Origin of the sequence: [Clostridium] symbiosum (assembly GCA_036419695.1) — a bacterium.
Lineage (GTDB): Bacteria > Bacillota > Clostridia > Lachnospirales > Lachnospiraceae > Otoolea > Otoolea symbiosa_A.
The window spans coordinates 4,831,684-4,855,519 of record CP143946.1; the positions used below are offsets into that span (position 1 = coordinate 4,831,684).

The window sequence follows — 23,836 nt, forward strand, 5'->3', positions numbered from 1 at the left end:
CCCCCAAACTGCGCTTTTTAGCGGGGCTGGGAATCATAAGCTTCTATCTGTTCCGCCAGATCGTTTAAATACATCCAGCGCTCCATTTTCTCTTCCAGCTGTGTTTCTTTTTCTTCTTTCTCCTGCATCAGGCTGTTCAGACGGCTGTAATCACTGGCCGCCTTTAGAATTTCCTCCTCCAGTCCGGCCACAGCCGCTTCCAGGGAGGCAATGTCTTCCTCTATGGTCTCCCACTCCCGCTGTTCTTTATAGGAAAACTTCGGTTTCTTATCCCGCTGCTGTCCGTCCTTCCAGTTTTTGCGGCCGCCTGTCTGCGCATCCTGTCCGGCCTGGCCCGCTTTGCCTTCCGCTGCAGAATTTTCTTCCAGGCCCCTCTCATCGAGGGCTGCCTGGTAATCCGTATATCCGCCTTCATACTGCTTCACGACGCCGTCGCCCTCAAAAGCAAAGATACGGCGCACCACCCTATCCAGAAAATACCGGTCATGGGATACCGTTATCACAATCCCCTGGAAATGATCCAGATAGTCCTCAAGGATCGTCAGAGTCCTGATATCGAGATCATTGGTCGGCTCATCCAGAAGCAGGACATTGGGAGCGTCCATCAGAATGTGAAGCAGGTAAAGCCGCCTTCTCTCCCCACCCGAAAGTTTACCAATCGGTGTGTACTGTACGCTTGGCGGAAAAAGGAAACGTTCCAGCATCTGGGATGCAGACACGCTGCCTTCGGGTGTCTTCACATACTCTGCGACATTCTTTATATAATCGATCACCTTGAGGCTCTCGTCCATGTCTTCATTTTCCTGGGAAAAATACCCCATTTTAACGGTCTGGCCAATGATGGTTTCTCCTGAATCGGGCTGAACCCATCCCGCGATCATTTTCATCAGGGTGGACTTGCCGCTTCCGTTCGGCCCGATGATCCCAATCCTGTCGTTCTTTAAAAAAATATAGTTAAAGTCGCGTAAAAGAACCTTATCCCCATAGCTTTTGCTCAGATGGGAGATTTCCACGGTCGTTCTGCCGAGACGGCTGGACAGAGAGCTCATCTCCACGTCCCCGTCCTCCTCGGGACCCTTTCTTGCACTCAGTTCTTCAAATCTCTGGATACGGCCCTTCTGCTTTGTCGATCTGGCCCTGGCGCCCCGCCTGATCCACTGAAGCTCGGTCCTCAGGATGGTCTGGCGTTTCCGTTCGGAGGCCTCTTCCATTGCCATGCGCTCCTCTTTCAGTTCCAGATATCCCGCGTAGTTTGCCTGATAGCTGTATAATTTGCCCTTATCCAGTTCCACGATCCGGTTGGACACACTGTCCAGGAAATAACGGTCATGGGTAATCATAAGGAGGGCTCCCCTGAATTTCTTCAGGTACTCTTCCAGCCAGTCCGCCATGCTGCTGTCCAAATGGTTCGTCGGTTCATCCAGCACCAGCAAGTCCGCCGTAGACAGAAGGACGCTCGCAAGGGCCACCCTCTTTTTCTGTCCGCCGGACAGCGTGGAAATAACCGCTCCATACTCCGTGATTCCAAGCTGGGTCAGTATGTTCTTGGCCTGGCCTTCCAGATCCCAGCTGTGCTCATGCCCCTCATTCTCCTTTATGACGCATTCGAGAACGGTAAGCTGCGGCTCAAACACGGGATTTTGCGGCAGAAAACGGATATAGAGGTTCCTGCCCCTCACCACGGTGCCCTGGTCCGGCTCCTCCAGCCCTGCAGCAATCTTTAAAAGAGTCGACTTGCCCGTGCCGTTGATTCCGATCAGGCCGATCTTCTCCCCCTCATTGATGGAAAACGACGTGTCGTCAAACAAGAGCCGTTCTGTGTATGATTTTGTCAAATGCTCTATTGTAAGTATATTCATGGTATTCCGCTTCCTGAATTCTATAATCTGATTTTCCGCACACGGGCTTCTCCGCCTGTGCGGCCGTATCTTTTGTCCTTATTTGATGATAAGCTCCACCGGGCAGTGATCCGATCCCATGATTTCCGTGTGGATCTTCGCACTCTCCAGCCTGTCCTCCAGGCTCTTCGAAACACAGAAATAATCAATGCGCCACCCTGCATTTTTCTCTCTGGCCTTGAAACGGTAGGACCACCAGGAATAAACTCCCTCCTGATCCGGATAAAAATGTCTGTAGGTATCAATAAAGCCCGACTCCAGGAGTTTGGTGAATTTGCCCCTCTCTTCATCCGTAAAACCGGCATTCTTCCTGTTGGTTTTCGGATTTTTCAGATCGATCTCCCTGTGGGCCACGTTCAGATCCCCGCAGAAAATCACTGGCTTTTTCTCTTCCAGTTTCTTCAGATAGGCAAGGAAATCATCCTCCCATTTCATCCGGTAAGGAAGTCTTGCCAGTCCGTCCTGTGAATTGGGTGTATAACAGGTGAGTATATAATATTCAGGAAATTCCGCCGTGATGACGCGCCCCTCGTGATCATGCTCGTCAATGCCCAGGCCATATGTCACGGACAGAGGCTCTTCCTTCGTAAAAAGCGCCGTGCCGGAGTAGCCCTTCTTGTCGGCATAACTCCAGTACTGATAATAACCGTCCAGTTCCAAATCGATTTGGCCGCCCTGAAGCTTACTCTCCTGAATGCAGAGCACATCGGCGTCCAGCTCTTTAAAAATATCTAAAAATCCTTTTCCCACGCAGGCGCGCAGGCCGTTTACATTCCAGGAAATTAATTTCTTCATAATTGATCTCTCCTTGCTGTCAAACTGTGATAGGTAATCCCCGCGGGATAGTGTGGATAGTGTCTGTAAATAGAACAATCTGTTCTCAGTATATCATTTTGTCAGAAAATATGGAAGGGGGAAAGTTGCCGGGTACGGAGCGGACGGATGCAGAGAGGCCGGGTACCGAGCGGACAATCAGCAACGCAAAGTACGATTCGCGTACTTTCATTGCCGCTCAAAAAAAGGAAGACCAGACGGAGCCATACAGCCCCGCCTGATCTTTGCACAATCCTCTTTCAGTTTCCTCTTTCAATTTTCGCATTCAATTTAACTTACAAATCCACGCTGATTTTCTGTTTTTCAATTTTGTGGCGTTCCACATATCCGGTCAGGATCAAGGTCAGCGCTCCGTCTCCCGTCACGTTGCAGGCGGTGCCAAAGCTGTCCTGCAGAGCAAAAATTGTGAGCATCAGGGCCGTACCAGTTGCATCAAATCCCAGAACTCCCGTAATCAGTCCGAGGGAAGCCATAACTGTTCCTCCGGGAACTCCGGGCGCGCCAACTGCGAAAACGCCTAATAGCGCACAGAACAGCACCATCGTGGACAGTTCCGGCAGGGTGCCGTAAAGTACCTTGGAGACGGTCATGACAAAGAACACTTCCGTAAGTACCGAACCGCACAGGTGGATATTGGCAAACAGCGGAATTCCAAAGTCCACCATGTCGTCCCTGAGTGTCGGTTCCGACTTTCTTGCGCATTCCAGAGCCACCGCAAGTGTGGCGGCCGAGGACATCGTACCGACTGCCGTGATGTAGGCCGGGCCATAATTTTTCACTACGTTAAACGGATTTCTTCCCGAATATGCGCCGCCCAGAGTATAGAGGAGCGCCATCCACAGGTAATGGCCGATCATGACAATGATGATGACTTTTACAAACACCGGGAACTGTTTTGTAATGGAGCCTTCATATGCCAGTGAACAAAATGTAAATGCGATATAGACCGGCAGAATCGGAATGATAATCTTCTTAACAATATCCAGGACAATTTTCTGGAATTCATCAAGAAGCTTTGTCACCGTGACTGCCTTCGTCCAGGTGGCTGCCAGACCGATCATAACAGAAAATACAAGAGCGCTCATAACTCCCATGACAGGAGGAATCGAGAGCTGGAACACCACCTCCGGAAGTTCTTTCAGTCCCTCCACTACGGGATTAATGGACAGGCCGGGAATCAGCGTATATCCGGCCGCCATGGCGAACAGGGCCGCTCCCAGTGATGAGGTATAGGCCAGCACCAGGGCTATCCCCAGCATTCTGGACGCATTCTTCCCCAGTTTCGTGATTGATGGTGCAATAAAACCGATGATGATTAGCGGAACGCAGAAAGAAATAATCTGCCCCATGATGTAATTCAGCGTCACAACAACATGCATGACTCCCTCATTTGCCACCAGTCCCACCAGGATACCGATGACAACGCCCAGCAGAAGTCTGACGGGCAGGCTTTTAAAAACTTTATTCATATTACCATCCTTTCCTTGCCGCCTCTCGCGGCAAAACTCCCCCTCAGCCGCCGTATTTTACGCCGCCTGAGCTGAACATTGCCTTTTCATTATACCAATAATTATGTACATTGCAATTATTTTGTTTCAGTTTAGAGTATGGGTGTTTTTACCATCCTGATGTTAAATAAGGATTTAACTGAGGTGAGGAGGACGCGTCCGGAACGGACCATGTCCAATGTGGTGAGTGGGCTGGCTGAGTCTTTTGTCCCCGATTGGAGGTTGTCGTGAGGGGGGAATCCGGCCGGAATGAATTGTTACGGGGACCGCTCGCGCTTTTTGGAGTGCGCAGCGGTGCCAGGCTCGAAAAGACCTGCCACCGCACGCTTTTGCACTAAGCTCGAAGAGACCTCGCTAAGTGCTCAATGTGTCGCCAGGTACCGGCGGACTCCCATATCCCCTGCACAATTGATTCCGCCTCCTTCCCCCGGCAGGTTATCGCCGGGGACAAAAGACTCAGACGGAGGTTTTCGCGGCACCGGACATGGTCCGCTCCGGACGCTGATTGTCTCTAACCTTAAATGGGGAGGACCCTGTCGCGGCCACTACGAAGCTGCGATACTTTAACGGTCTGACGGTATCTCACGATGAATTTGATAACAGATGAATTTCTAAAACAAAAGTCGAATGTTCTGACGCAATACTCTAAGCTAAAAAGGCTCAAAACAAACCAGTCAGAGACCGGATAACAGATATTTTAAGGCATTTGAAGGAACATAGTGGTTGCGACGATCCTCCTCCCCCCTGAAGGAATAAGAACAATTCAGCGGCCGCAGGCCGGGGTACGGGATGGCGAAAACCTTCGCGTCTTCAGTCCCGGGGCATAACCTTCCCGTGGGGAAGCTGGGAGAAAAAGATTCCGCAGGGAACCTGGGAGTTCATCAGTACTTAGGCGGCGTTTCTCAGACGCCTTAGTACTGCTATGTACTCCAAAGAGCGCAAGCGTTTCCCGCAGGAACTTTTTCTGCCCGGATTCCCCACCCGCGACAACCTGCAAGCCGGGACTGAAGACTCACAACCTCCCTCTCACCATCCCGCCCCCCGACCTAACGGCGGCGTTCCCATTCCTCAATTAAATCCCCAAACCGCTTGTAAGTTCATGTCATTTTTTGTATAATGTAATAATTGGAATTACAAACCACGGCCACTCCCCCGCGGGGCATAACATCCCAGTATTCACGTGTGTTTTCCGCATCCCGCCGTTCCTTCGGACAGCGGCCGCACCAATGCTGAACGCTTCATCCGTGCATTTGTATCATATAATATGGAGAGGCAGTTGAGTCTGCACAGACAGGACCTCCGGTTCAGGCATTTACACCAATAAGGAGCATACACTATGAGTAGAGTAAAATTTAAAATAACACCGGCGCTTGTTATGACAGCGCTCTTTCTGGCTCTCACACCCGGCAGTGTTTCGCAGGCTGCCACCATCTATACTCCGACAGCCGACGGCACCGTAGCCTACACCAGCGGCAAGGCGGTGATCGACGCTTCCCACACGGCCGACGGGTATGTGATGGTCAAGTACACCGGCTCCAATGCCAAAGTGAAGCTGCGCATCCAGAAAGACACCGAATACACTTATGACATCAATGCCACGGGAAACTATGTGACCTTTCCTCTGACCGAGGGCAGCGGAAGCTACACGATCAAGCTGTTTGAGAATGTGTCGGGCACCACCTATTCACAGGCGGTAAGCCAGACGATCCAGGTGAACCTGGCAAGTGACACGGTGCCGTTTCTTTATCCGAACCAGTTCTGCAATTTTAACGCCAATTCCAACGTAGTGGCCGTCAGCGATTCCATCACGGCCGGAATCACCGATCCGCTTAAAAAAGTAGAGGCTATCTATAACTATGCCGTGGACAATATAACCTATGACAACCAGAAAGCGGCTACAGTCCAATCCGGCTATCTTCCCAACGTGGACAACACGCTGTCGCAGAAAACCGGTATCTGTTTCGATTATGCCGCCGTCATGGCATCCATGCTCCGCTCCCAGGGCATCCCGACAAAACTTGTAATCGGCTATGCGGGCAATGTCTACCATGCCTGGGTCAGCGTTTACATTCAGGGCCAGGGCTGGATTGACAATCTTATCTATTTTGACGGAACCAACTGGCAGCTGATGGATCCTACCTTTGTATCCAGCGGCAAAAAGAGTGCGGAGGCGCTGAGCTATGTCAGCAATCCGGCAAACTACAGGCAAAAATTCTGCTATTAGCAGCATACCTCTGCACCGTCAATGATCCGTAAACTGACGGTGCAGTTATTTAGTTGACGGAACTATAATGATTCAGGGCATCTCTCCTATCATAGCAGGAAGAACAAATTTGGAGGTATATCATGAGCAGCAGCGCATCACCTTTTACCGGACTTACTCTGTCCGGATTTTGTATGCAGATTTCAATCCTTCTCAAGTCGGCAGTTCCCCTCTATGAGGGACTGAAAGTAATGGCCGAAGATTCACCTGGACAGGAGGAGCGGGAAATCCTCTCTGCAATGTCCGACAAGGTCCGCATGGGTCTTCCGTTCCATCAGGCAGTTAAGGAAGCCGGCTGTTTCCCCCCTTATGTCGTCAACATGACCATGCTCGGGGAACGGACCGGTTTATTGGATACCACGATGGGACGGCTTGCCGTCTACTATGAGAAAGAGTATTATCTGGCGGAAAACCTGAGAAAGGCCGTCACTTATCCGGCTATGATGATCCTCATGCTGATTATCATCCTGTTTGTCCTTTTTACAAAAGTGATGCCGATTTTCTCCGGCGTCTATGAACAGCTTGGAGCATCCATACCTCCGGCCGCGGCCGCAGCCATCCGTCTGGGTGGACTTCTCAGCGGAGCCGCCCTGATCCTGGCCGCGATTCTCCTTGTAACGGCTCTGTCCCTGTGGATTTTCGGCAAAAGCGGAAAACAGTCCGCCGTGGCGCTCTCCCTGCTGGAAAAAATCAAAACGCGTTCCACCATCGCACGCGCTGCCGCCAACCGCAGATTCTGCAACGTCATGGCCATGGCGCTCCAGTGCGGCGTCAATCTGCCGGAAGCATTTAAACTGGCGGAAACACTGGTGGATAACCGTTCCGTGGAGCAAAAGGTAAAAAGCTGCGGTGAGGCAGTTTCCCAGGGCAAAGGATTTTATGACTCAGTTAAAGAAGCCGGTCTGTTCTCCGGTTTTGAGCTTCAGTTGATCCGCGTAGGCAGCCGCGCAGGCCAGCTGGATCACATAATGGACAGTCTGGCGGAGGATTACGACAGAAAGGCCTCCGAGGCAATCGATTCCATGATCGCACGCCTGGAACCCACTATCGTGTCTGTGCTTGCAGTAGCCGTCGGCCTGGTTCTCCTCGCCGTTATGCTTCCGCTGGCCGGTGTTCTGTCCTCCATCGGATAAGGAGGGTCGCTATGTTACATATTAAAATCCCAAAGCGCAGGAGTTCCCTGCCCGGATATCTTATTTCCTTTCTCCTTCTCGGAATCATTCTGTATCTCTTTCTCTTCTCCGTAGGAGCCATGCAGAGCCGAACCGAGGAGGACCGTTTGAATGCGCTGACGGCTGCGATAAAAAGAGCCAGCGTCCAGTGCTATGCCATCGAAGGACGGTATCCTCCAAGTGTGGAATATCTGGAAGAAAATTACGCCGTCGTCATTGATCGCGGACGGTATAATGTATTTTACGACGGCTGGGCCAGCAATGTTATGCCGGATATCACCGTTCTTCCTGTTATCCCGCAGGCCGGTAAGGAGGGACAGCAATGAAAAGAGAAAATTCCCGCCCCTCGGGCAGTATCGATTTTATCTTCTCCATGATCCTGTTTCTCGTGTTTATCCTGTGCTCCGTTTTCACGATTCTCATCGGCAGCCGGGTTTACAGCAATATAAGGGCCAGAAACGACGCCGCATTTTATTCCGACACGGCGCTCAGCTATATCACCAACAAAGTACGCCAGTCCGACCGGACGGACTCCGTGGATGTCCGCTCCATTGACGGACAGAATGTCCTCGTCCTGTCGTCCGACTATTACGGTGTACTCTATGAAACCTGGATTTATACAAAGGACGGTTCCCTTATGGAACTGTTCTCCGAACAGGGCAGCGGCCTCTCTGCTGAGGATGGCCTTCCCGTTATGGAATGTCCTCCCGTATCATTTGCCATTGACAGAGCGGCGGCCGGGGAGATGCTCGTGATTACGTTGGAAGGGAAACCGTCGCCCAGTACGGCAAAACTGTTTCTCCGAAGCGCATCAAATCCGGAGGGAGGGTCAAAGCAATGAATAAAAAACGCACTTCCTATGCTTTCCTGATGGAAATGCTCTGGGTCTGCGGCTTTTTTGCCCTGGCCGCCTGCATTTTTGTCCTCGCTTTTGTAAAAGCCGACCGGCTCAGCAAAAGCGCAGAAAACCTGAACCATGCGGTTCTCGCCGCAGAAAATTCCATTGAGACGGTGTTTGCCGGATACGATGGGGATGACACTCCCCGGGAGATTTTATCTGGATTTGACCGGAACTGGAACACTTGTGAATATAACGCCCCGGAAGCCGCCTATTATGTCAAAATTAATCATCATGTAAACGACGGGATGCTGTACGTAGACGTCACGGTCCATGAAATGAAAGGCGGAGACACGGAGCCTGTCTATTCTCTGAACGGCGCCCGGAGTCTGGACGCTGAAAGGAGGCTCCGATGAAAAACAGAATCAATATTGGAACCGCCTCCATCATCCTGATTTTTATTATTTTGTGCCTTGCGGTCTTCTCTCTATTGAGCCTGAGCGACGGAAAATCGGCTCTCGTCCTGTCAAAGCGCCATGCCGATTCCGTAACTGCTTACTATCAGGCAGACACACAGGGCCAGTTGTTCATTCAGGCCGCCGCCGTTTCCCTGAAAGAAGACGGTACCGCCGCAGAGGCCCTGGAAAAAGCCGCCGGGACACTGCCGGAAGGTTCGGAATCCGGGATCGATGAGTCGGGCCGTCTCTACTGTGAGATTCCTATGAATGCCGGCCAGGCTCTGCGGGTCGAATTGTCCGGGGATGATGCGGCCGTACTTGCCAGTTATGTATACAATAAAGAAGATTATGCGATAGACGACAGTCTGCCCGTATGGATCGCCCCCGAAGAATGAAGCGGCTGCTGCACCGCTGCAAAACGGACAGCCATGAAACGTGAAAGGAGATATAAATAATGCTGAATTTTCTGACCGACGCCGTGGAGAAAAATGCCTCCGACATTTTCATTATTCCCGGACTTCCTCTCTCGTACAAAATAAACGGTAAGATTCTTCCATGTGACGATCATAAACTTTTGCCTTCCGAAACGGAAGCGCTGATAGAGGCACTCTATGAACTCAGCAACCACAGGAGCATGGATAAACTCCATGCCCACGGGGACGACGATCTCTCCTGCTCTATCCAGGGCGTTGCCAGGTTCCGTGTCAGTATTATGAAACAGAGGGGTACACTGGCCGCCGTCATCCGTGTCGTCCACTTTGAAGTGCCCCGCCCGGAAGATATGAATATTCCTCCCGAGGTTATAAGAATCGCCAACCTGAAAAAGGGACTGGTGCTCGTCACAGGAGCGGCAGGCAGCGGTAAGTCCACCACTCTGGCCTGCATTATTGATGAGATCAACAGAACCAGGAACAGCCATATCATCACTTTGGAGGATCCGATTGAATACCTGCACCGCCATAACCATTCCGTCGTCACCCAGCGGGAAATAGGCCTGGACACGGACAGCTACGTGAATGGGCTGGTGGCCTCCCTAAGACAGGCACCCGATGTGATACTGCTCGGTGAGATGCGCGATTTTGACACGATAAAGACCGCCATGACCGCGGCCGAAACGGGACATCTGGTAATTTCCACGCTTCACACCATCGGGGCCGCCAATTCCATCGACCGTATCATCGATGTATTTCCGCCCGACGGACAGCAGCAGATCCGGGTGCAGCTCGCCATGGTGCTCCAGGCCGTTGTATCACAGCAGCTGGTGCCCTCCTTAGACGGAAGTATGGTTCCTGCATTTGAGATTATGTTCCTGAACGACGCAATCCGCACAATGGTCCGTGAGGGCAAAATCCATCAGATCGACAACGTAATTGCAACCAGTATGGCCGAGGGTATGACGGGAATGAACAACAGCCTGCTGCGGCTTTTGCGTGAGGGCAAAATCAGCCGCGATACCTGCATAAGCTGCAGCACGGATTCGGAGCAGATGCAGATGAGGCTGATGTAAGACCGGATTCCGGACTTGCACCGGCTAGAAACGTGCGCTGCCGCGCGGTTACTGCGGGAAATAGAAAAAGAGAGTAACTTCCGCCCGGGAACCGTAATCATTCGATTTCCCGCCGGAAGTTACTCTCTTTTTCCGTTTCCCGCTTTCGCAGGATCTTCAACCAATTTAATATATAAATTACTAATATCTGCCATGCAGATTAAGATTATATACTGAAATGATGCTTTAGTTTAAGCCGCTGTTACATTTACAGCCTGCATACCACGATTTCCCTGAGCTAAATCGTAAGTTACGGCCTGACCGTCCTCAAGAGATTTGAATCCATCCGTGTTGATTCCTGAAAAATGTACGAATACATCTGCTCCATCTTCTCCTGTGATAAAGCCAAATCCTTTTTCTGAGTTAAACCATTTTACTGTACCTTTGTTCATAAAAGATACCTCCTAATTTTTAATATGCTTTTATAAAACAAAAAAAACATATAGCTGCAAATCATCAATAAAAGAATGACTTACGGATATATGTGAAATCAAGGCTTTATCAAAACATTGTTTATACAATAGCATATGAATAAAGGAAAGTCAATCATAAAATAAAAAAATTTTAAAACTTTCGAGATAGGGATTTAGTCAAACTGCGGAGAGAGGGAAAGCTGGGACTGAAGATTCACAGCCCCCTGCTCAGCATTTCGTATGTATAATACTTGTTTTTATCTGTCTCTTTGACAAAATACAGGGCCTTATCCGCTTTTTCAAACAGCGTCAGATAGTCTTTCCCATCCTTCGGATAAAAAGATGCACCCACAGATGCCCGGATCTCACCGGTCCTTCCATCCAGATGGAGCGTCCCCACCGCATCCTGAAGGCGGCGTACAACTTCAGCCGCTATTTTTTCCGTTGCGCCGGGCAGATATGCCAGAAACTCATCCCCGCCGATCCTCGCGGTCACATCACCCTTTCTCGTCTGGCTCTTCATAATCTCTGCAATCTCAGACAGCACCCTGTCACCGCAGAGATGCCCATACCGGTCGTTTATATGCTTAAAATCATCTAAATCCATCAGGATAAATGCCCCACATGTCATCTCCCTGTCCAGAAAACAACTCTCTATCTGCTCCCTCGCGGCCTTTTTGTTCAGCAGGCCTGTCAGTGAGTCCAGGCTCGCCTGGACCATCAGACATTCTTTCTGTTTCTTACTGCGGTCAATGTCGATAATCACGCCCACCGCCCTGACCGCCTTCCCCTCAGCGTTAAACTGCGTTGTCGCGCGTATCAGGCACCAGATATAATCTCCCGATTTGCCGCAAATGCGGAACTCCGTCTCCGAGTAGGGCACTCCTGCCGCCGTATCCCTCATAATCTTGATAAACGCAGGCATATCGGCAGGATAAATATTTTCGGACATGGGAATCCTTTCACTGATTTTGTTGTGTATGGGATTATATCCGAACTTCTTTTTCCAGTTGGACGAAAATTTCAGTTCATCCTCCTCGATATCCCACTCGAATATAATATCGGTAGTCTGATCCATAATGAGTTTATGGCGTTCCAGAGAAAGACGCAGTTCCTCCCTCTCCTTCTTCTGCTCCGTAATGTCCAGGAGAACACAGTAAAGTATGGCGTCTCCATCCTCCTGGACGCGCACCCCCTTGTCGAGAATCCAGCGCAGCTCCCCGTCCTTCCCGGCAATCCTGTATTCCAGTTCCACCGTATTTCCTTTCGTGAGCTGGCGGTCCATCTCACTTCGGAAGCGGTAGCGGTCCTCCTCATATACCATCTCAATAAAGCTGTCGTTAAACCACGCTCTTATCTCTTCCCTGGTATAACCGAACATCTCCAGGAAACTGCCGCTCATCGTGAGCAGTGTCAGTTTTCCGTCGTCCCTGCACCGGTGAAGCCCTCCCGGCACACTGACTGTCAGCGCTTCCAGCTCACTCTCCTTCTTCTGGAGGATCCTGGAAGTCTCCTCGACGCGAACCTTCAGCTCCTCTTTTGTGCTCCCGTTCTCTTTCTTTGCAAAGTAACAGCCCTCCGTCTGCTCCAAATCGGGCTTTGACATGTGAAGGTGAAGAATCTTCATCCCATCCTCACGATCCGCACAGACTAATGAAAACCTGCCGCAGACATCCGACATCTCCTCCGCCGAGCTGACAGCTGAAAATTCCCCATAAACCCCATAAATGCCGTCTGCCAATGGAAAGGCCTCATACTTCTGTTCTCTGAGTATAAAGCAGGAGGGACACTCCTCCGACTGTTCCCTCAACGCCTGTATCGCCTCGTCCATGTTATAGCAAATTTCATGTCTCCCGGTTCCGATCCAGGATGTCGTTTCGTCGAGATACGAAATCAGCGCCTCCATATCCCTTTCTTCCCAATACAGATGCTGTAAATGCCTGACAAATGCCAGCACTTCCCGCTTAGATTTCAACCCGGCACCCCTCCCCCGCTATTATCACCTTGCATGCCGGCGGCAAAAGCGGCACGGCAAATTGATTTTTTTGCCGTACCGCTCTTTTGCATTCCGCTATACCGCCATACTATTCTCCCTCAATTTTACCATTTTCCTGCAGCATTACAAGTAAAATGTACCTAAAAATGGGGGGACGGTATCATCCGTTACAATTTACAGCCCTACAAAAGCTGTAGCCCTGCTTTTATTCAGTTTTTTTCCGTGCAACCACCAGGAGGCGGCCGTCTTTTTGTGTGTATTCACAGGTAGTCAGGGTAATAAGCTGCTCCGGCCACTGAGCCGTTATCCCCGTATCATAGGGAGAATTTGTCTTAACATATTCCATCAGGCTGTTATAGTCTTCCTCTGTCCTCGCCGCCAGCATCTTTGTAAAATCTTTTCCGAGCTCGGATGCGTCCAGCCGGACTACCCCTATTACCTGATACGAATTCGTTTCTCCTATGGTACTGAAGTCAATGTCCGGGTGCTCTTCCCGGAACTCTAATGATGCATAATTCTCTAGCTGGGCAAACATGGCGCCGTTTTTCATGTGATGTCCATAAATCAGATAATTGGGACAGACAGTATCAAGAGCACAGCCGGCATCGAGATATATCATTCCATAGGCTGAATACTCCCCGTCAAATCCGCGGTGCAGATAGTAATTCGGATCATCGGGAGTCTGCATAACAGGATAGTCAATCTTCGTCCCTTCAATCTGAATCCAGCCGACGACATCGGGGTTTTCTTCATGGAGCTTATTGTAAGTTTCCAAACGGATCTGTCTGTTTTGTTCCTGAACCGCACGGGCCGAAGCTTCATCCATTAAATCAAGTTCTTCCTCCGGCACCGTTTGCGGGAGAAGCTGCCGGATCTGCTGAATCTTCGCCAAATCCTGTTCGCCCCTCCGATAATTGATCCTAGTCCGCAATAGCTGACTGCCAAAGCCTAGCGCCGCAATAAAACAGAGCCCGGCCAGAAGTGCATAAAGCCTGCATATCGTTTTTTTCCTCATTGCCGATTATCACTCCCGCCCGTCTTCTTCAAAAGCGCCAGGAACACAACCGCCCCCAGCAGAGAGAAAACCATCCCGGCGCCGTAACCGAAACTTCCCAGATCCCCTAGCTTGGGTAGCGCTGCCAGGGGAACTTCCTCATCGGTAATCTCCGCCAGCTCGGGTTCGGATGGGAAACTGGCCAGGGGCGTATCCGGATCGGTTATCGTTGCCGTTCTGTTTGGGTCCCGGCCCGGCCGGCCGCCGCCTCCGCTGTGTCCACCACCGTCTCCTGGTGTATGCGAACTGCTTTCGGTCGTTATCTTAGGCTGCGCTGTAACATGATATACCCAGCCATTGTTTTCAAACATGGGAAGTGAGACAAAGAACGGATCCCCTTCAACCTTTAAATCGGTTCCCGGCGTTCCTGTTATTCTGACCAGGTACAATCCCTTCTCCAGGCCATCCAGATTAACAATGCCGCTTGCATCGGTCACTCCGGATTTTCCGGCTGCAATCCCGGAAGATACCACATAGTCAGATACGGTTTTAGCCCATTTCTTCTGTGCCTCGGCATTCTCAAATTCACCAATTTTCAGCCCTGATGCCGTATATTCATCTGCAACCGTATAAATTCCCTTTTCATCGAGTGCGGCCACTCTATATACAGATAGCTCTACTCCCGTCACCGTTTCTCCGGTTGATGACGAGATCGCTTCAATCGTGAGGGCCGGCGTTTCTTCCGCCGGAGCTGCCGCTGCCGTTTGAACCGAAAGAGCCGCTGCCAGCACGCCTGTTATCAGGACAGTGCGCATTTTTCCATATATTCCCGTCCGCTGCATACTATTCCCCCCTCTTTTCTTTACTTTTCTTTCTTTTCATTCTTATTGTTAGTGCGGCAATGACAGCTCCAACAACTGCTGCCGCCGTCACTGCCATATAGAGGACAGCCCACTTGGGAAGCGTTGCGTTCTCTTTCGGTGGCGCAGCCGCAATCATAGGCATGTCGGATATATGTGTCGGCTCGTATGGAATCCTCACCCCTCTCAAAAGCATCCTGTGTGAATTGATTCCATAAGGCGTACATGTAAAAAGCGTCATGAAATCATTGCCTTCCTGGGGATCCAGATCATCCAGCTCATCCGGCTCTACCACATTTATTTTATCTATCTGATAAGCCAAAATCCTGTTTAACACATGAAAATAGAATACATCTCCCACTTCAAGCTGATCTAAATCGGTAAAAAGTTTGGCGGACGGAAGGCCTCTGTGGGCCGAAACAACACTGTGTTTCCCTTCACCACCGACAGGAAGCGCCGATCCGTAGAGATGTCCTGCCCCTTTCTGAAGCACCTCCTCCGAGGTGCCATGGTAAACAGGGAGATATACATCTATCTTGGGAATATCTACATATCCCATCACACCGTTGATAGAGAGAAGGCGGTTATACTCAGCGTCTTTCACGGATGGATCATCGCTTTCTGTCCCAAAGGGATCCATGGTCAGCTTATCAGGCAGTTTCTCATTGTATTCCTCCGCGGCCGCCAGCATCTCCTCCATCTCTTTCTCATCCGTCTTTTCCACTTGCCCCTGGTATTCTTTGATTACTGTTGTAGACGTAATACGGCTCAGGATATCGCTCGCAGTCGGGTAGAGAAATATTCCGATTCCTGCTGTCAATATGAGTCCGATTAGTATAAGCGGTAGGTTCTTCTTCACTCTCTTTCTCCTTACATCCGAATACTTACTATTAGTTCACAGAGTCCGGCTCTGCCCCCGGCGCTCCAGAGGTACAGCCGGGCTCTGTGCCTGCCTATCCATACTGCGAAAGGCAGAGGCACAAAGCCGCATAGGCGCGGTAAAACCGTTTATTTTACTTCTTTTCCCTTTTTCTTATAATATACCAAAAGCATAGCGCAGGCAAGCAGGATCATTACTCCGCCGACTACCTTAAACATCGTCGTACCGGAACCACCTGTGCCGGGAAGAACAAAGCCCTTGACGTTGGTGATTGTAGTTTCAAAGATGCCCTTTGTATTTTCATCCTCTTTCAGTGTTATAATCGGCTTATTATTACTGTCCACGCTGCCTTTTCCCGTCCAGACAGGAGTTCCTGTTCCCGTCTCGTTGTCGAATTTAATGGTAAACTCGCGTTCCGTTTGATCAAGGGAATATCCATCCGGCGCTTTTGTTTCAATCAGTTTGTAGGTGCCTGCTTCAAGGCCTTCAAACGTCAGCTCTCCGTTTTCATCTGTCGATAACTCGATCACTTTGTCACTATTATCTTTTAAGTCCTCCCAAACACCTGCGGATTCCTTCTGAAGTTTGAACTTTGCACCTTCCAGTTTTTTCTCTGTTGCCGTGCCGTCTGAAGACGATTCCGTTTTAATCACCTTCAAGCTTGTTGTGTAAACTGTCGCTTTTTTATGCTCCGTTTCATGAGTGGCATCGTATTGCAATACAACATCATTTTCATTTCCGGCATTTCCCTTTACCGCATTTTCATTTAATACTGCTGAATATCTGGCAACTATCCTGGCTGATCCGTCTTCCGCATACTGGTAGAGCGGCTTATTGTTCACTTCAGTCTTTATAAGATTGTTCAGTGTGACCATAATGGCGGTGCCTGATTCTCTTTGTTCTACCGACACTACATCCGACCCGAAAATGTTAATGTTATGTTCCTTATCATACAGCGTTTCTTTTGACTCACCATTCACCTCCAGTACAAGAACCATATCCTCTTTATAAGTCAGCCCTTCACTGAGCGTATCGGTAATCCTGTAAACATAATCCTGTCCTGTAACTTCATATTCCGCACTGTAAAGCGGTATATCTGCCTTTACTTCATATTTTACAGTATCGCCTACTTTTTTATCATCCGCAGAAGGTGAGAAGATCCCCTCTCCTGTTATCTCTTTTGATATATCCGGCTTACTGCTCTTAACGGTCACGGTCCGGCCCTTTCCATCTGTTCCAGGGACCGCTACCAGAATAGGCGCTGACTTCAGGCTGACATCTCCCTCAGCCGGTATTGTCTCTTCCACCAGATACCAGCCTGACGGAAGGGTGGTTTCTCCCGTTTGACCGATTGTATACGAAGTTCCAGCCGGTTTTTCAGTTACAGCAGCCAGCTTAGCCGCAAATTTGGAGATCGGTTCACTCGGTACATTGCCGGCTGTTGCATACCCTGCGATTTTCTCTAACCCGCCTTCATCTTCTACCGTTTTCTTGAACTTTTCTGCTACCTTCATATTGGTATAAACATAGGTGCTTTCCCCGGCAGCCTTTTCTACATCAAAAGTCACCACCGGATAAATAGTAAACTGGGCGCCTGTTTTAGGAGCGGCCGTTGTTCCCTGAATGGTAAGAGTACTTTGGGTTATTTTCCCGGAGTCCCCCACAGCCCCGGCGGCCGGCTCCGGATCCGCCATGGATGTCATCCCGGCAGACATGACCATTGCCGCCGTCAAAAAACCTGCAATTAATCCTTTTATTTTTCTTCTGCTTTTCATACTATCTCTCCTTTTTTCTTTCTTTTCTCTCCCGCTCTGCTATTGCATAGAGGAAAAACAGCGCCGTTGCAAACAGCATCATCGCCGCGCCTAAGGAACGCGTTGTTCCCGTCCCCATTCCTCCTGTTTCCGGCAGAACAAGACTGGCTTTTGTATTCTTGAAGGCCGTATGATAAACTAACCCGTCCTCTGTCTTATCTTTCATTTCCACCTGCGGTTTCGTATCACTGCTAAAAGCCGCCCCAGTATTAAACTGCACATTATCAGATGTGCTGAATTCTTTGGTCTTTACAACAAACCCCTCCGCATCCAGCTCGGTTACACGGTACTTTCTTCCCGCCGGGACATAGAATCTGGCTTTCTGAGCATGTTTTAAGTAAAATACCCCCTCATCTGTCCCGGAACTGCCTGTAATCTTGTTTTCTTCCGTAGTTCCACCGGATATAAGAGTGTAAGCCGCGTCACGCATGGGCTGCCACGTCTTGCCATCCAGATATTCCAGTCTGAAGCTAAATTCCTTCTCACGGTCTCCCTCAGCAGGACTATCTACTTCCTTGCCGATCACCAGCTGTGACATCGGAATCCTGACGCCTACCTTGGCAGGTTCCACGAGAAGATTCAGGCCTCTGGCCTTGTACGCATAGCCGAATGAATTCCAGGCAATCGGGGTTCCCGTCTTCCCGTCCTCATACTTGGCCGGCATCTTTCCTTTAAATGACACGGAGATGATATCATCATTCTTGAGGTTTTCTTTCAGCCACTCACTTTCAAATACAACTCCCAGTGTGTCTGATTCACGATAATTGCCACTCCAGGCCTTTACCTTGCTTTCATCCCATCCGGTCTGTGCAAGCGCGGATTCACTGCTTCCGGCAACCTCATCCCAATTGTTAAAGCTGACATGATAGCTTTCTTTAGGAATTGTTTTCCAATCGTCCCCGTCCGCCTTCTGAATCATGGCAGTCACGGTTCCGTCTGCAAAAGTAACTGCAAAATCGGACTGGCGCGCCGCATTATTTACCAGGCCCCTGTCTCCGGTCTCCGGAAGATGGTCGACTACAACCAGACTATCCATTGTGCCGTCACCCGTCATATTCTTCACATACAGCGTATAGGTAACTTCGCCTCCTGCCGCCGAGCGGACCGTATTATGATTATCGTCCCTTCCGTCTCCCAGCTCTGTGTTCCCGTCATAAGAGGCAGTAATGGTCTTCCACGATTCTGTCTGGGCTCCTCCGTAAAGCTCGATCGGCGCTGCCGCATTGATTGCCTTCTCCGGTTCCTGAACTACCGTTCCGATGCAGGCGCTTTTGTATGAATAAATTTCAGAATCAGGAATTAAATATGCCTGATTCACATAAGAACCGTAACGCAGTGTTCCGTCTGCCGATGCCGGTTTTGTTCCGACCCGGATAGCAAGCGTTCCGCCCACCGGTATGGACAGGTCTTCATCTGTTTCTACTTTTTCTCTCGCTGCGCCGGTTACGGTGTAATTCCCCGTTTCTTTATCCTTTGTGATACTCCAGGCCGCCCTGCCCTCTTTTGAGGTGTCTGGTTTTGGCAGTTCCAGCTTTTTACCTCCGGCCAGCAGAAATACGGCCGGGTCGTCCCCGTTGTAGGCCATTCCCTGCGGAAACTCATCAATTACCATGTAGTTCTCGATGGGTCCTGCCGTCGGCGTCCCGTTGGTTCCATTATGCAGTGTTATCTTCCAGCGAAGCCAATCGGTAGGCGTGGTATTCGGCGCAAGAGCCGGCCAATCGGTATCAACACCGGCTCCCAAGTCTCGATAGCCGATACACACTTTAGAGATGCCCGGAGTGAAATCAGAGCCCTTTACACTTGCGGATGCCGATACAATTTTGAATGATTCAGCCGGGTAGGCATAACCGCCAACAGTCGTGCCGGCTACATCCCCCCATCCCTGCTCCGTTGTCTCCACTTTATCGCCGCTTACAATTTCAGCAGACTGATCGACAACTACTCCCGTTGTATTTGTAAGGAGCGTATTACTGTCTATATCCTCCTTGACTCTGGCAAGGATTCCGTATACTATGGTTCCCCCCTTCTTAATGACAGGTACATTTGCAGACCCGGAAGCTCTGTAAAGTCTGGCTCTTAAAACAGAGCCGTTTAAATACATCTTTCCGTTGGGATTGCCTTCCGTTCTCTTCTGAAAGTTTATTGACGGTATTACGCCTTTATCAGAATTGTTCCCATCTGTATAATACAGCCATCTGCCTCCTGTAGAAGTAAACGGATAAACGTAGTGTGTATAGCTGAGCTGCAGCCGGTTATCGGAGTCAGCCTGTATCTTTCCCTTCTCCCCCACACCACCGATAAATTCTATGAAATGCGTAAATTCCATTTCAGCCGGAAGAATATCCTGGATTTCGTAAATATATAGCGGCTCTGTGTCACTGTCATTTTTTATGGTAATCTTGTATAGTACATAGTCGCCCTTATTCACGGCGGGATACTCCGTATCCGGCTCGTATCCTTTATACCCTCTGTCCGGAATTTCCCTGTTAAACCAGGCGGCGTTTTCCAGAAAAACTTTGTCAGTAGCATTCTCTGTACTCGGTCTGGTTAATTGCTTCCCTACTGCGTAGACCTCTTTTGAGATCGAAACCTTCTGCTCTGCATTTTCCAGGGTGTTGATATCCACCGTCGAGGAGACTGTAAATTTCTGGTTATCCAATGTAAGAACTGCGGATGCATTATTCGTAAATTTTCTGGTCGCTCCCCGTTTCACCGCATCTGCCGGCACCTTCATATAGATACGCACCGTGCATGACTGGCCATTCGGTATCTCAACCCTTTTACCGTTTACATTACTGAAGTCAAGTTTAAAATTCCCATCTTCAGGCGGATCTAACGGAACCCAGGTCCACGAATCGGACATTTTATAGAAAATACTTCCTTTTATTTCTTTCAACACAGCTTCCGCAAAAACCGGAGCAATGTCTTTCCCAGAGGAATCTTTGAACAAGCCTCCTAAATCGTCGCTGAGCACCGGGGCAATTGCCAGACTGTTTGCGCCCGCTTTATTTTTATTGTCAACTTTAATCTCAAAGCATACCACATCATCTGCGGCAAAGGTGGCAGAACCTGCACTTCCCTGCTGCAACGCAGTTGTCTCCGTAATGTTGGAAGCGTACGCTTTGGCAATACGGTAAGCCTTTTTTTCTATTCCCATGTTTACCGCATAAAATGTGACGGATGGATTCAAGCCTTCTCCCGAACCTCCCGAAGCGCTGTTTGTAACAGCTCCTTCTTTGATAATTGTTCCAGACAGTACGGTAGCTACTTTAGGACCTGTTTTGTCATTCCCCGAAGGTTTATCTAAATAGACAATTACCTTAATCGTATCGATAGCTGAAATTTGTGCATCCGTAAGTGTCTTTCCCTCTGCCGTTTTGAATGAGCTGACATTCACCGTCTTTTGCGTCGTACTGGATTCATTCGTATAAGAAGCCTCTACCGTACCTGTTTTCAGTACAACTGTTCCACCAGGCGCCAGGTTCTTAACCTGCGTGAATTTTACACTTTCCTTCGGCCAGTTATCCGTAATCGTCACAGGACGAGAATACTCTGCCTTGTCTGTCAAATGGGCTGTTAATGTATAGTCTACCGTAGCACCCAGGCTTAACTGAGGAGGAGCGGCCCCCTCTCCCTCTTTTGCAGAGGAAATCTTTTCCAGTCCTAATTCTGCATTAGTCAATTCCCCTGCGGCAACATAAACGGTAGCCGAATCCGTTCCAAGGGGCTCTGCGCCCTCTTCCGCGTAAAACCACTCCGCACGGTTTTCAAGCTTCGTGCTGCTGGCATCCTTCCCTTCAAACGCTTCACTTTTTTTAATCGCGGCCTTCAGCGTTAATGTGGCCTCCTGATTGGCGGGAATTGCAAAATTGCCCCACGAGTAAAGCTGTCCCTTCTTCTTGTCGACTGTTAATTGATTTATCTTTATTGCATCTGCTCCAATGACTGCTTTCACAGCCTCGACAGAGTCAAAATCGATTCCGTCAGGCACATAATCCGTTATTTTAAATTCTTTGGCCGTATATCCCTGATTCTTTACCTTAATCTGATAATATACAGTCCCTTCCGGGTTAAATACTGCCTGCTCCCCTTCTGCCTTTTTTGTGCATTCCTCATCCACAAAAGCCGTCTTGATGATGGGATAGGCTGGTGTTGCACTTACGTGAGCTTCTGCTGTACTGTGGTGATGAAGGCTCTTCTTATCCGTCTCAGAGGCCTGGTCATACGTAACCGCATAGGTGTCCAGCTCCACATCATTCTTAATAGACGGTGTTTCACTGTCTCCTGTCACCTGAATGATTCCACCAAGTCTAAACAGTTTATAAAAATTAAGTTTTACACTCAGCGGTTTGTTATGATTCAGCTGGAGTTCCTGTTCCGGCGTCGGATTCTCGTACTCGAGCGTAAAGGTAACACTCTTTCTGTCGTCCGACATTTCAGCCGTAAAGTTTGCAGGTTCAGGCCCTTCAAAACCAAATTCCATAAAATACCTTGTATCTCCCCCCTTAGTCAGGTTAATACGGTACGTAGTTCCTTCCTTCTTTGTTTCCAGGACTCGATCCTCTGCTATTTTCATGCCCGTGAAAGTGACCGTATCTTTTAAAACTATCTTTCCCGTATTTAATACCCCAAGTGTCGTATCCGCGCCATGATCCGGTCCGGCCGTAACCGTATATTCAATCTTATTATCTCCCGTTACAGTCCAAAGATTGCCCAGCGTCTTCTTTCCATTCACCTGAGTCCCCTGAAGCGTGCTTTGAACGATCTCTTTCGTCACAGGTCTCCATGCGAAGGCAGCTGTGTTTTCAATGACTGCCGGCTCACTGCACTTAATCCCCTCTTTTACCTCTTCACTACTGGGCTTTGAATTCCCCGGCGTCTCTGTCAGAGAATCCAGATAGGACTGAATCAGCGCATCCTCATTTACTACCTCCGGCTTAGCGGTTATCGTCACGCCATCGGGTGTAATCCCGCTTTTAAAAACAAACTGAAGCGCCATGCTGGCCGTATCCCCGTTTGCCTTGCTGAATGCCGCATATCTGGTCTCAGGACAATAGTAGATTACAGACTGTACGGAAGGTATCTTATACCATTTCTGACCTGCCTCATATCTTCCGGCCTCCTTAAGCACCGCCTGTATTTTCTCCCACCCCGAATCAGAAGCCGATACTTCTTGAACGCCTGAGCCGGTCTCCGGCCCAAGCAGATATTGATTAAGCTTAGAATTGTCATCGTCATTAATACCATCCACTGTGAATTCAATTCCAAGAATTGCTTCCTCATTCTGAGCTGCATTACTGTATGCAGCCACCACATCAAATACATTATATTCCCCTGTCTTTACCGGATTATTTCTCGCCACAACCTGGAAGTTCACGATTTCTCCGACGGTTCCGTTATAAACCGGCGCTCCGCTGCTGACGCTTCCCAGAGCCAGCCCTCCTGCGGATGTCCTGATGGACGGAGCTGAGGGAAGAGAATCTGCCTTTCTGAAATCAAGCGAGAGAGCCGTTGGACGCTCTGCCTTCGAAATCAGGAGTCCTTCTAACTCATCTCCCTCCATAACTTCCCGATATACCTCGATAAAGCCGCCGGCGCTTTTGTCAGAACCGTCTTCCTTTACCTCGGATTCGGTGGCCTCGGAACCGCTGGCCGCCGTATAGGCAAAGGCGGTAACCGCCTGCTCATCGGCCTCAGAATCTGTCGCCATGGAAGGCTCATCAGCTTCAGAACCCGTTGCCCTTGGAGACTCGTCGGCTTCCGAGCCTGTCGCCTCCGACTCCGAAGCTTTCTCTCCGTCTTCCTCGGAATCATCATCCCAACGGTAACCAATCGCCGTGAGAGACCGGATAACCATCCCATTCTCATCGGTGATTTGCAGATTAAAATTGATATCTCCTGACCGTTTACCGTTCAGGCCAACCAGCACTATTTCATTGACAGGCGCCTCCGGGTTTTCCGGGTCGTCCGACATTGCAGCCACTATATAGGAATAATCGGAAGATGTCTTCTTTGTCACAACCGTCATGCGCAGAAGCGTACTTTCCAGCAGTTCTCTGGCTGCTTCCTGCTTTTCCTTCAACTGGTACGGAATTTTCAGATTGATATCATCCCATTCTTCTACCGGCTCCTTATTGGCGAGTGCTTTTCTTATCTGCTTCTCCGTTATGCTGATATTCACCTCTTCCGGCCTGCCATCCCCTGCGTAAGTTCCTATCGGCAGCAAACCGCCTATGACTATCTGCATTACCATGCAGATTCCAAGACAGGCTGCCATCATTCTTCTAATTTTCCCGTCTTTTTTTATTCTCCACATACCCGCCATATCCTTTCCGATTAATATATCTATCTTCATCCAT

The 23,836-nt window shown here is 49.6% G+C and carries 17 protein-coding genes; 7 read left to right on the forward strand and 10 right to left on the reverse strand.

The window, feature by feature from the left end; translation table 11 throughout:
- Positions 1-17 precede the first annotated feature (17 nt).
- The 3 genes from V3C10_21665 to V3C10_21675 form a co-directional block, all read right to left on the reverse strand.
- Positions 18-1,859, reverse strand: coding sequence for an ABC-F family ATP-binding cassette domain-containing protein (locus tag V3C10_21665; GenBank protein WVP61885.1), 1,842 nt, complete (start codon positions 1,857-1,859; stop codon positions 18-20).
- Positions 1,860-1,937: 78 nt separating this feature from the next.
- Positions 1,938-2,693, reverse strand: coding sequence for an exodeoxyribonuclease III (locus V3C10_21670; GenBank protein WVP61886.1), 756 nt, complete (start codon positions 2,691-2,693; stop codon positions 1,938-1,940).
- 314 nt (positions 2,694-3,007) lie between these two features.
- On the reverse strand, positions 3,008-4,201 hold the full coding sequence (locus V3C10_21675) for a dicarboxylate/amino acid:cation symporter (protein WVP61887.1): 1,194 nt from the start codon (positions 4,199-4,201) through the stop codon (positions 3,008-3,010).
- 1,375 nt (positions 4,202-5,576) lie between these two features.
- Here V3C10_21675 and V3C10_21680 point away from each other — a divergent pair.
- From V3C10_21680 to V3C10_21710, 7 genes are all read left to right on the forward strand, one after another.
- Positions 5,577-6,464: a transglutaminase-like domain-containing protein gene (locus V3C10_21680; GenBank protein WVP61888.1), complete on the forward strand. Its 888-nt coding sequence runs from the start codon at positions 5,577-5,579 to the stop codon at positions 6,462-6,464.
- A 122-nt stretch (positions 6,465-6,586) separates the two neighbouring features.
- Positions 6,587-7,636 carry a type II secretion system F family protein gene (locus V3C10_21685; protein WVP61889.1) on the forward strand — a complete coding sequence of 350 codons (1,050 nt, stop codon included), beginning with the start codon at positions 6,587-6,589 and terminating at the stop codon, positions 7,634-7,636.
- 11 nt (positions 7,637-7,647) lie between these two features.
- Positions 7,648-8,001: a hypothetical protein gene (locus tag V3C10_21690; GenBank protein ID WVP61890.1), complete on the forward strand. Its 354-nt coding sequence runs from the start codon at positions 7,648-7,650 to the stop codon at positions 7,999-8,001.
- Positions 7,998-8,516, forward strand: a complete 519-nt coding sequence (locus V3C10_21695) for a DUF4860 domain-containing protein (GenBank protein WVP61891.1) — start codon at positions 7,998-8,000, stop codon at positions 8,514-8,516. Before V3C10_21690 ends, V3C10_21695 begins: the two co-directional genes overlap by 4 nt.
- Positions 8,513-8,929 (forward strand): hypothetical protein, encoded by a 417-nt coding sequence (locus tag V3C10_21700; GenBank protein ID WVP61892.1) that lies wholly within the window; start codon positions 8,513-8,515, stop codon positions 8,927-8,929. The genes V3C10_21695 and V3C10_21700 overlap by 4 nt, the downstream gene beginning before the upstream one ends.
- The gene (locus tag V3C10_21705; GenBank protein WVP61893.1) at positions 8,926-9,366 is read left to right on the forward strand and encodes a hypothetical protein; all 441 of its coding nucleotides are present in this window, start codon (positions 8,926-8,928) and stop codon (positions 9,364-9,366) included. Before V3C10_21700 ends, V3C10_21705 begins: the two co-directional genes overlap by 4 nt.
- A 59-nt stretch (positions 9,367-9,425) precedes the next feature.
- On the forward strand, positions 9,426-10,478 hold the full coding sequence (locus V3C10_21710; GenBank protein ID WVP61894.1) for a PilT/PilU family type 4a pilus ATPase: 1,053 nt from the start codon (positions 9,426-9,428) through the stop codon (positions 10,476-10,478).
- Between the two features lie 230 nt (positions 10,479-10,708).
- Here V3C10_21710 and V3C10_21715 read toward each other — a convergent pair whose 3' ends face one another.
- The 7 genes from V3C10_21715 to V3C10_21745 form a co-directional block, all read right to left on the reverse strand.
- Complete coding sequence (locus V3C10_21715) at positions 10,709-10,909, reverse strand: cold-shock protein (protein ID WVP61895.1); 201 nt, start codon at positions 10,907-10,909, stop codon at positions 10,709-10,711.
- Positions 10,910-11,144: 235 nt separating this feature from the next.
- A complete protein-coding gene (locus V3C10_21720; protein ID WVP61896.1) occupies positions 11,145-12,905 on the reverse strand; it encodes a diguanylate cyclase in 1,761 nt (586 codons plus the stop codon).
- 226 nt (positions 12,906-13,131) lie between these two features.
- Complete coding sequence (locus V3C10_21725) at positions 13,132-13,818, reverse strand: class B sortase (GenBank protein ID WVP61897.1); 687 nt, start codon at positions 13,816-13,818, stop codon at positions 13,132-13,134.
- A gap of 119 nt (positions 13,819-13,937) precedes the next feature.
- A complete protein-coding gene (locus V3C10_21730) occupies positions 13,938-14,762 on the reverse strand; it encodes a pilin N-terminal domain-containing protein (GenBank protein ID WVP61898.1) in 825 nt (274 codons plus the stop codon).
- A 1-nt stretch (position 14,763) separates the two neighbouring features.
- Positions 14,764-15,639, reverse strand: a complete 876-nt coding sequence (locus tag V3C10_21735; GenBank protein ID WVP61899.1) for a class C sortase — start codon at positions 15,637-15,639, stop codon at positions 14,764-14,766.
- A gap of 149 nt (positions 15,640-15,788) precedes the next feature.
- On the reverse strand, positions 15,789-17,435 hold the full coding sequence (locus tag V3C10_21740) for a SpaH/EbpB family LPXTG-anchored major pilin (protein WVP61900.1): 1,647 nt from the start codon (positions 17,433-17,435) through the stop codon (positions 15,789-15,791).
- Between the two features lies 1 nt (position 17,436).
- On the reverse strand, positions 17,437-23,793 hold the full coding sequence (locus V3C10_21745) for an isopeptide-forming domain-containing fimbrial protein (GenBank protein WVP61901.1): 6,357 nt from the start codon (positions 23,791-23,793) through the stop codon (positions 17,437-17,439).
- Positions 23,794-23,836 lie beyond the last annotated feature (43 nt).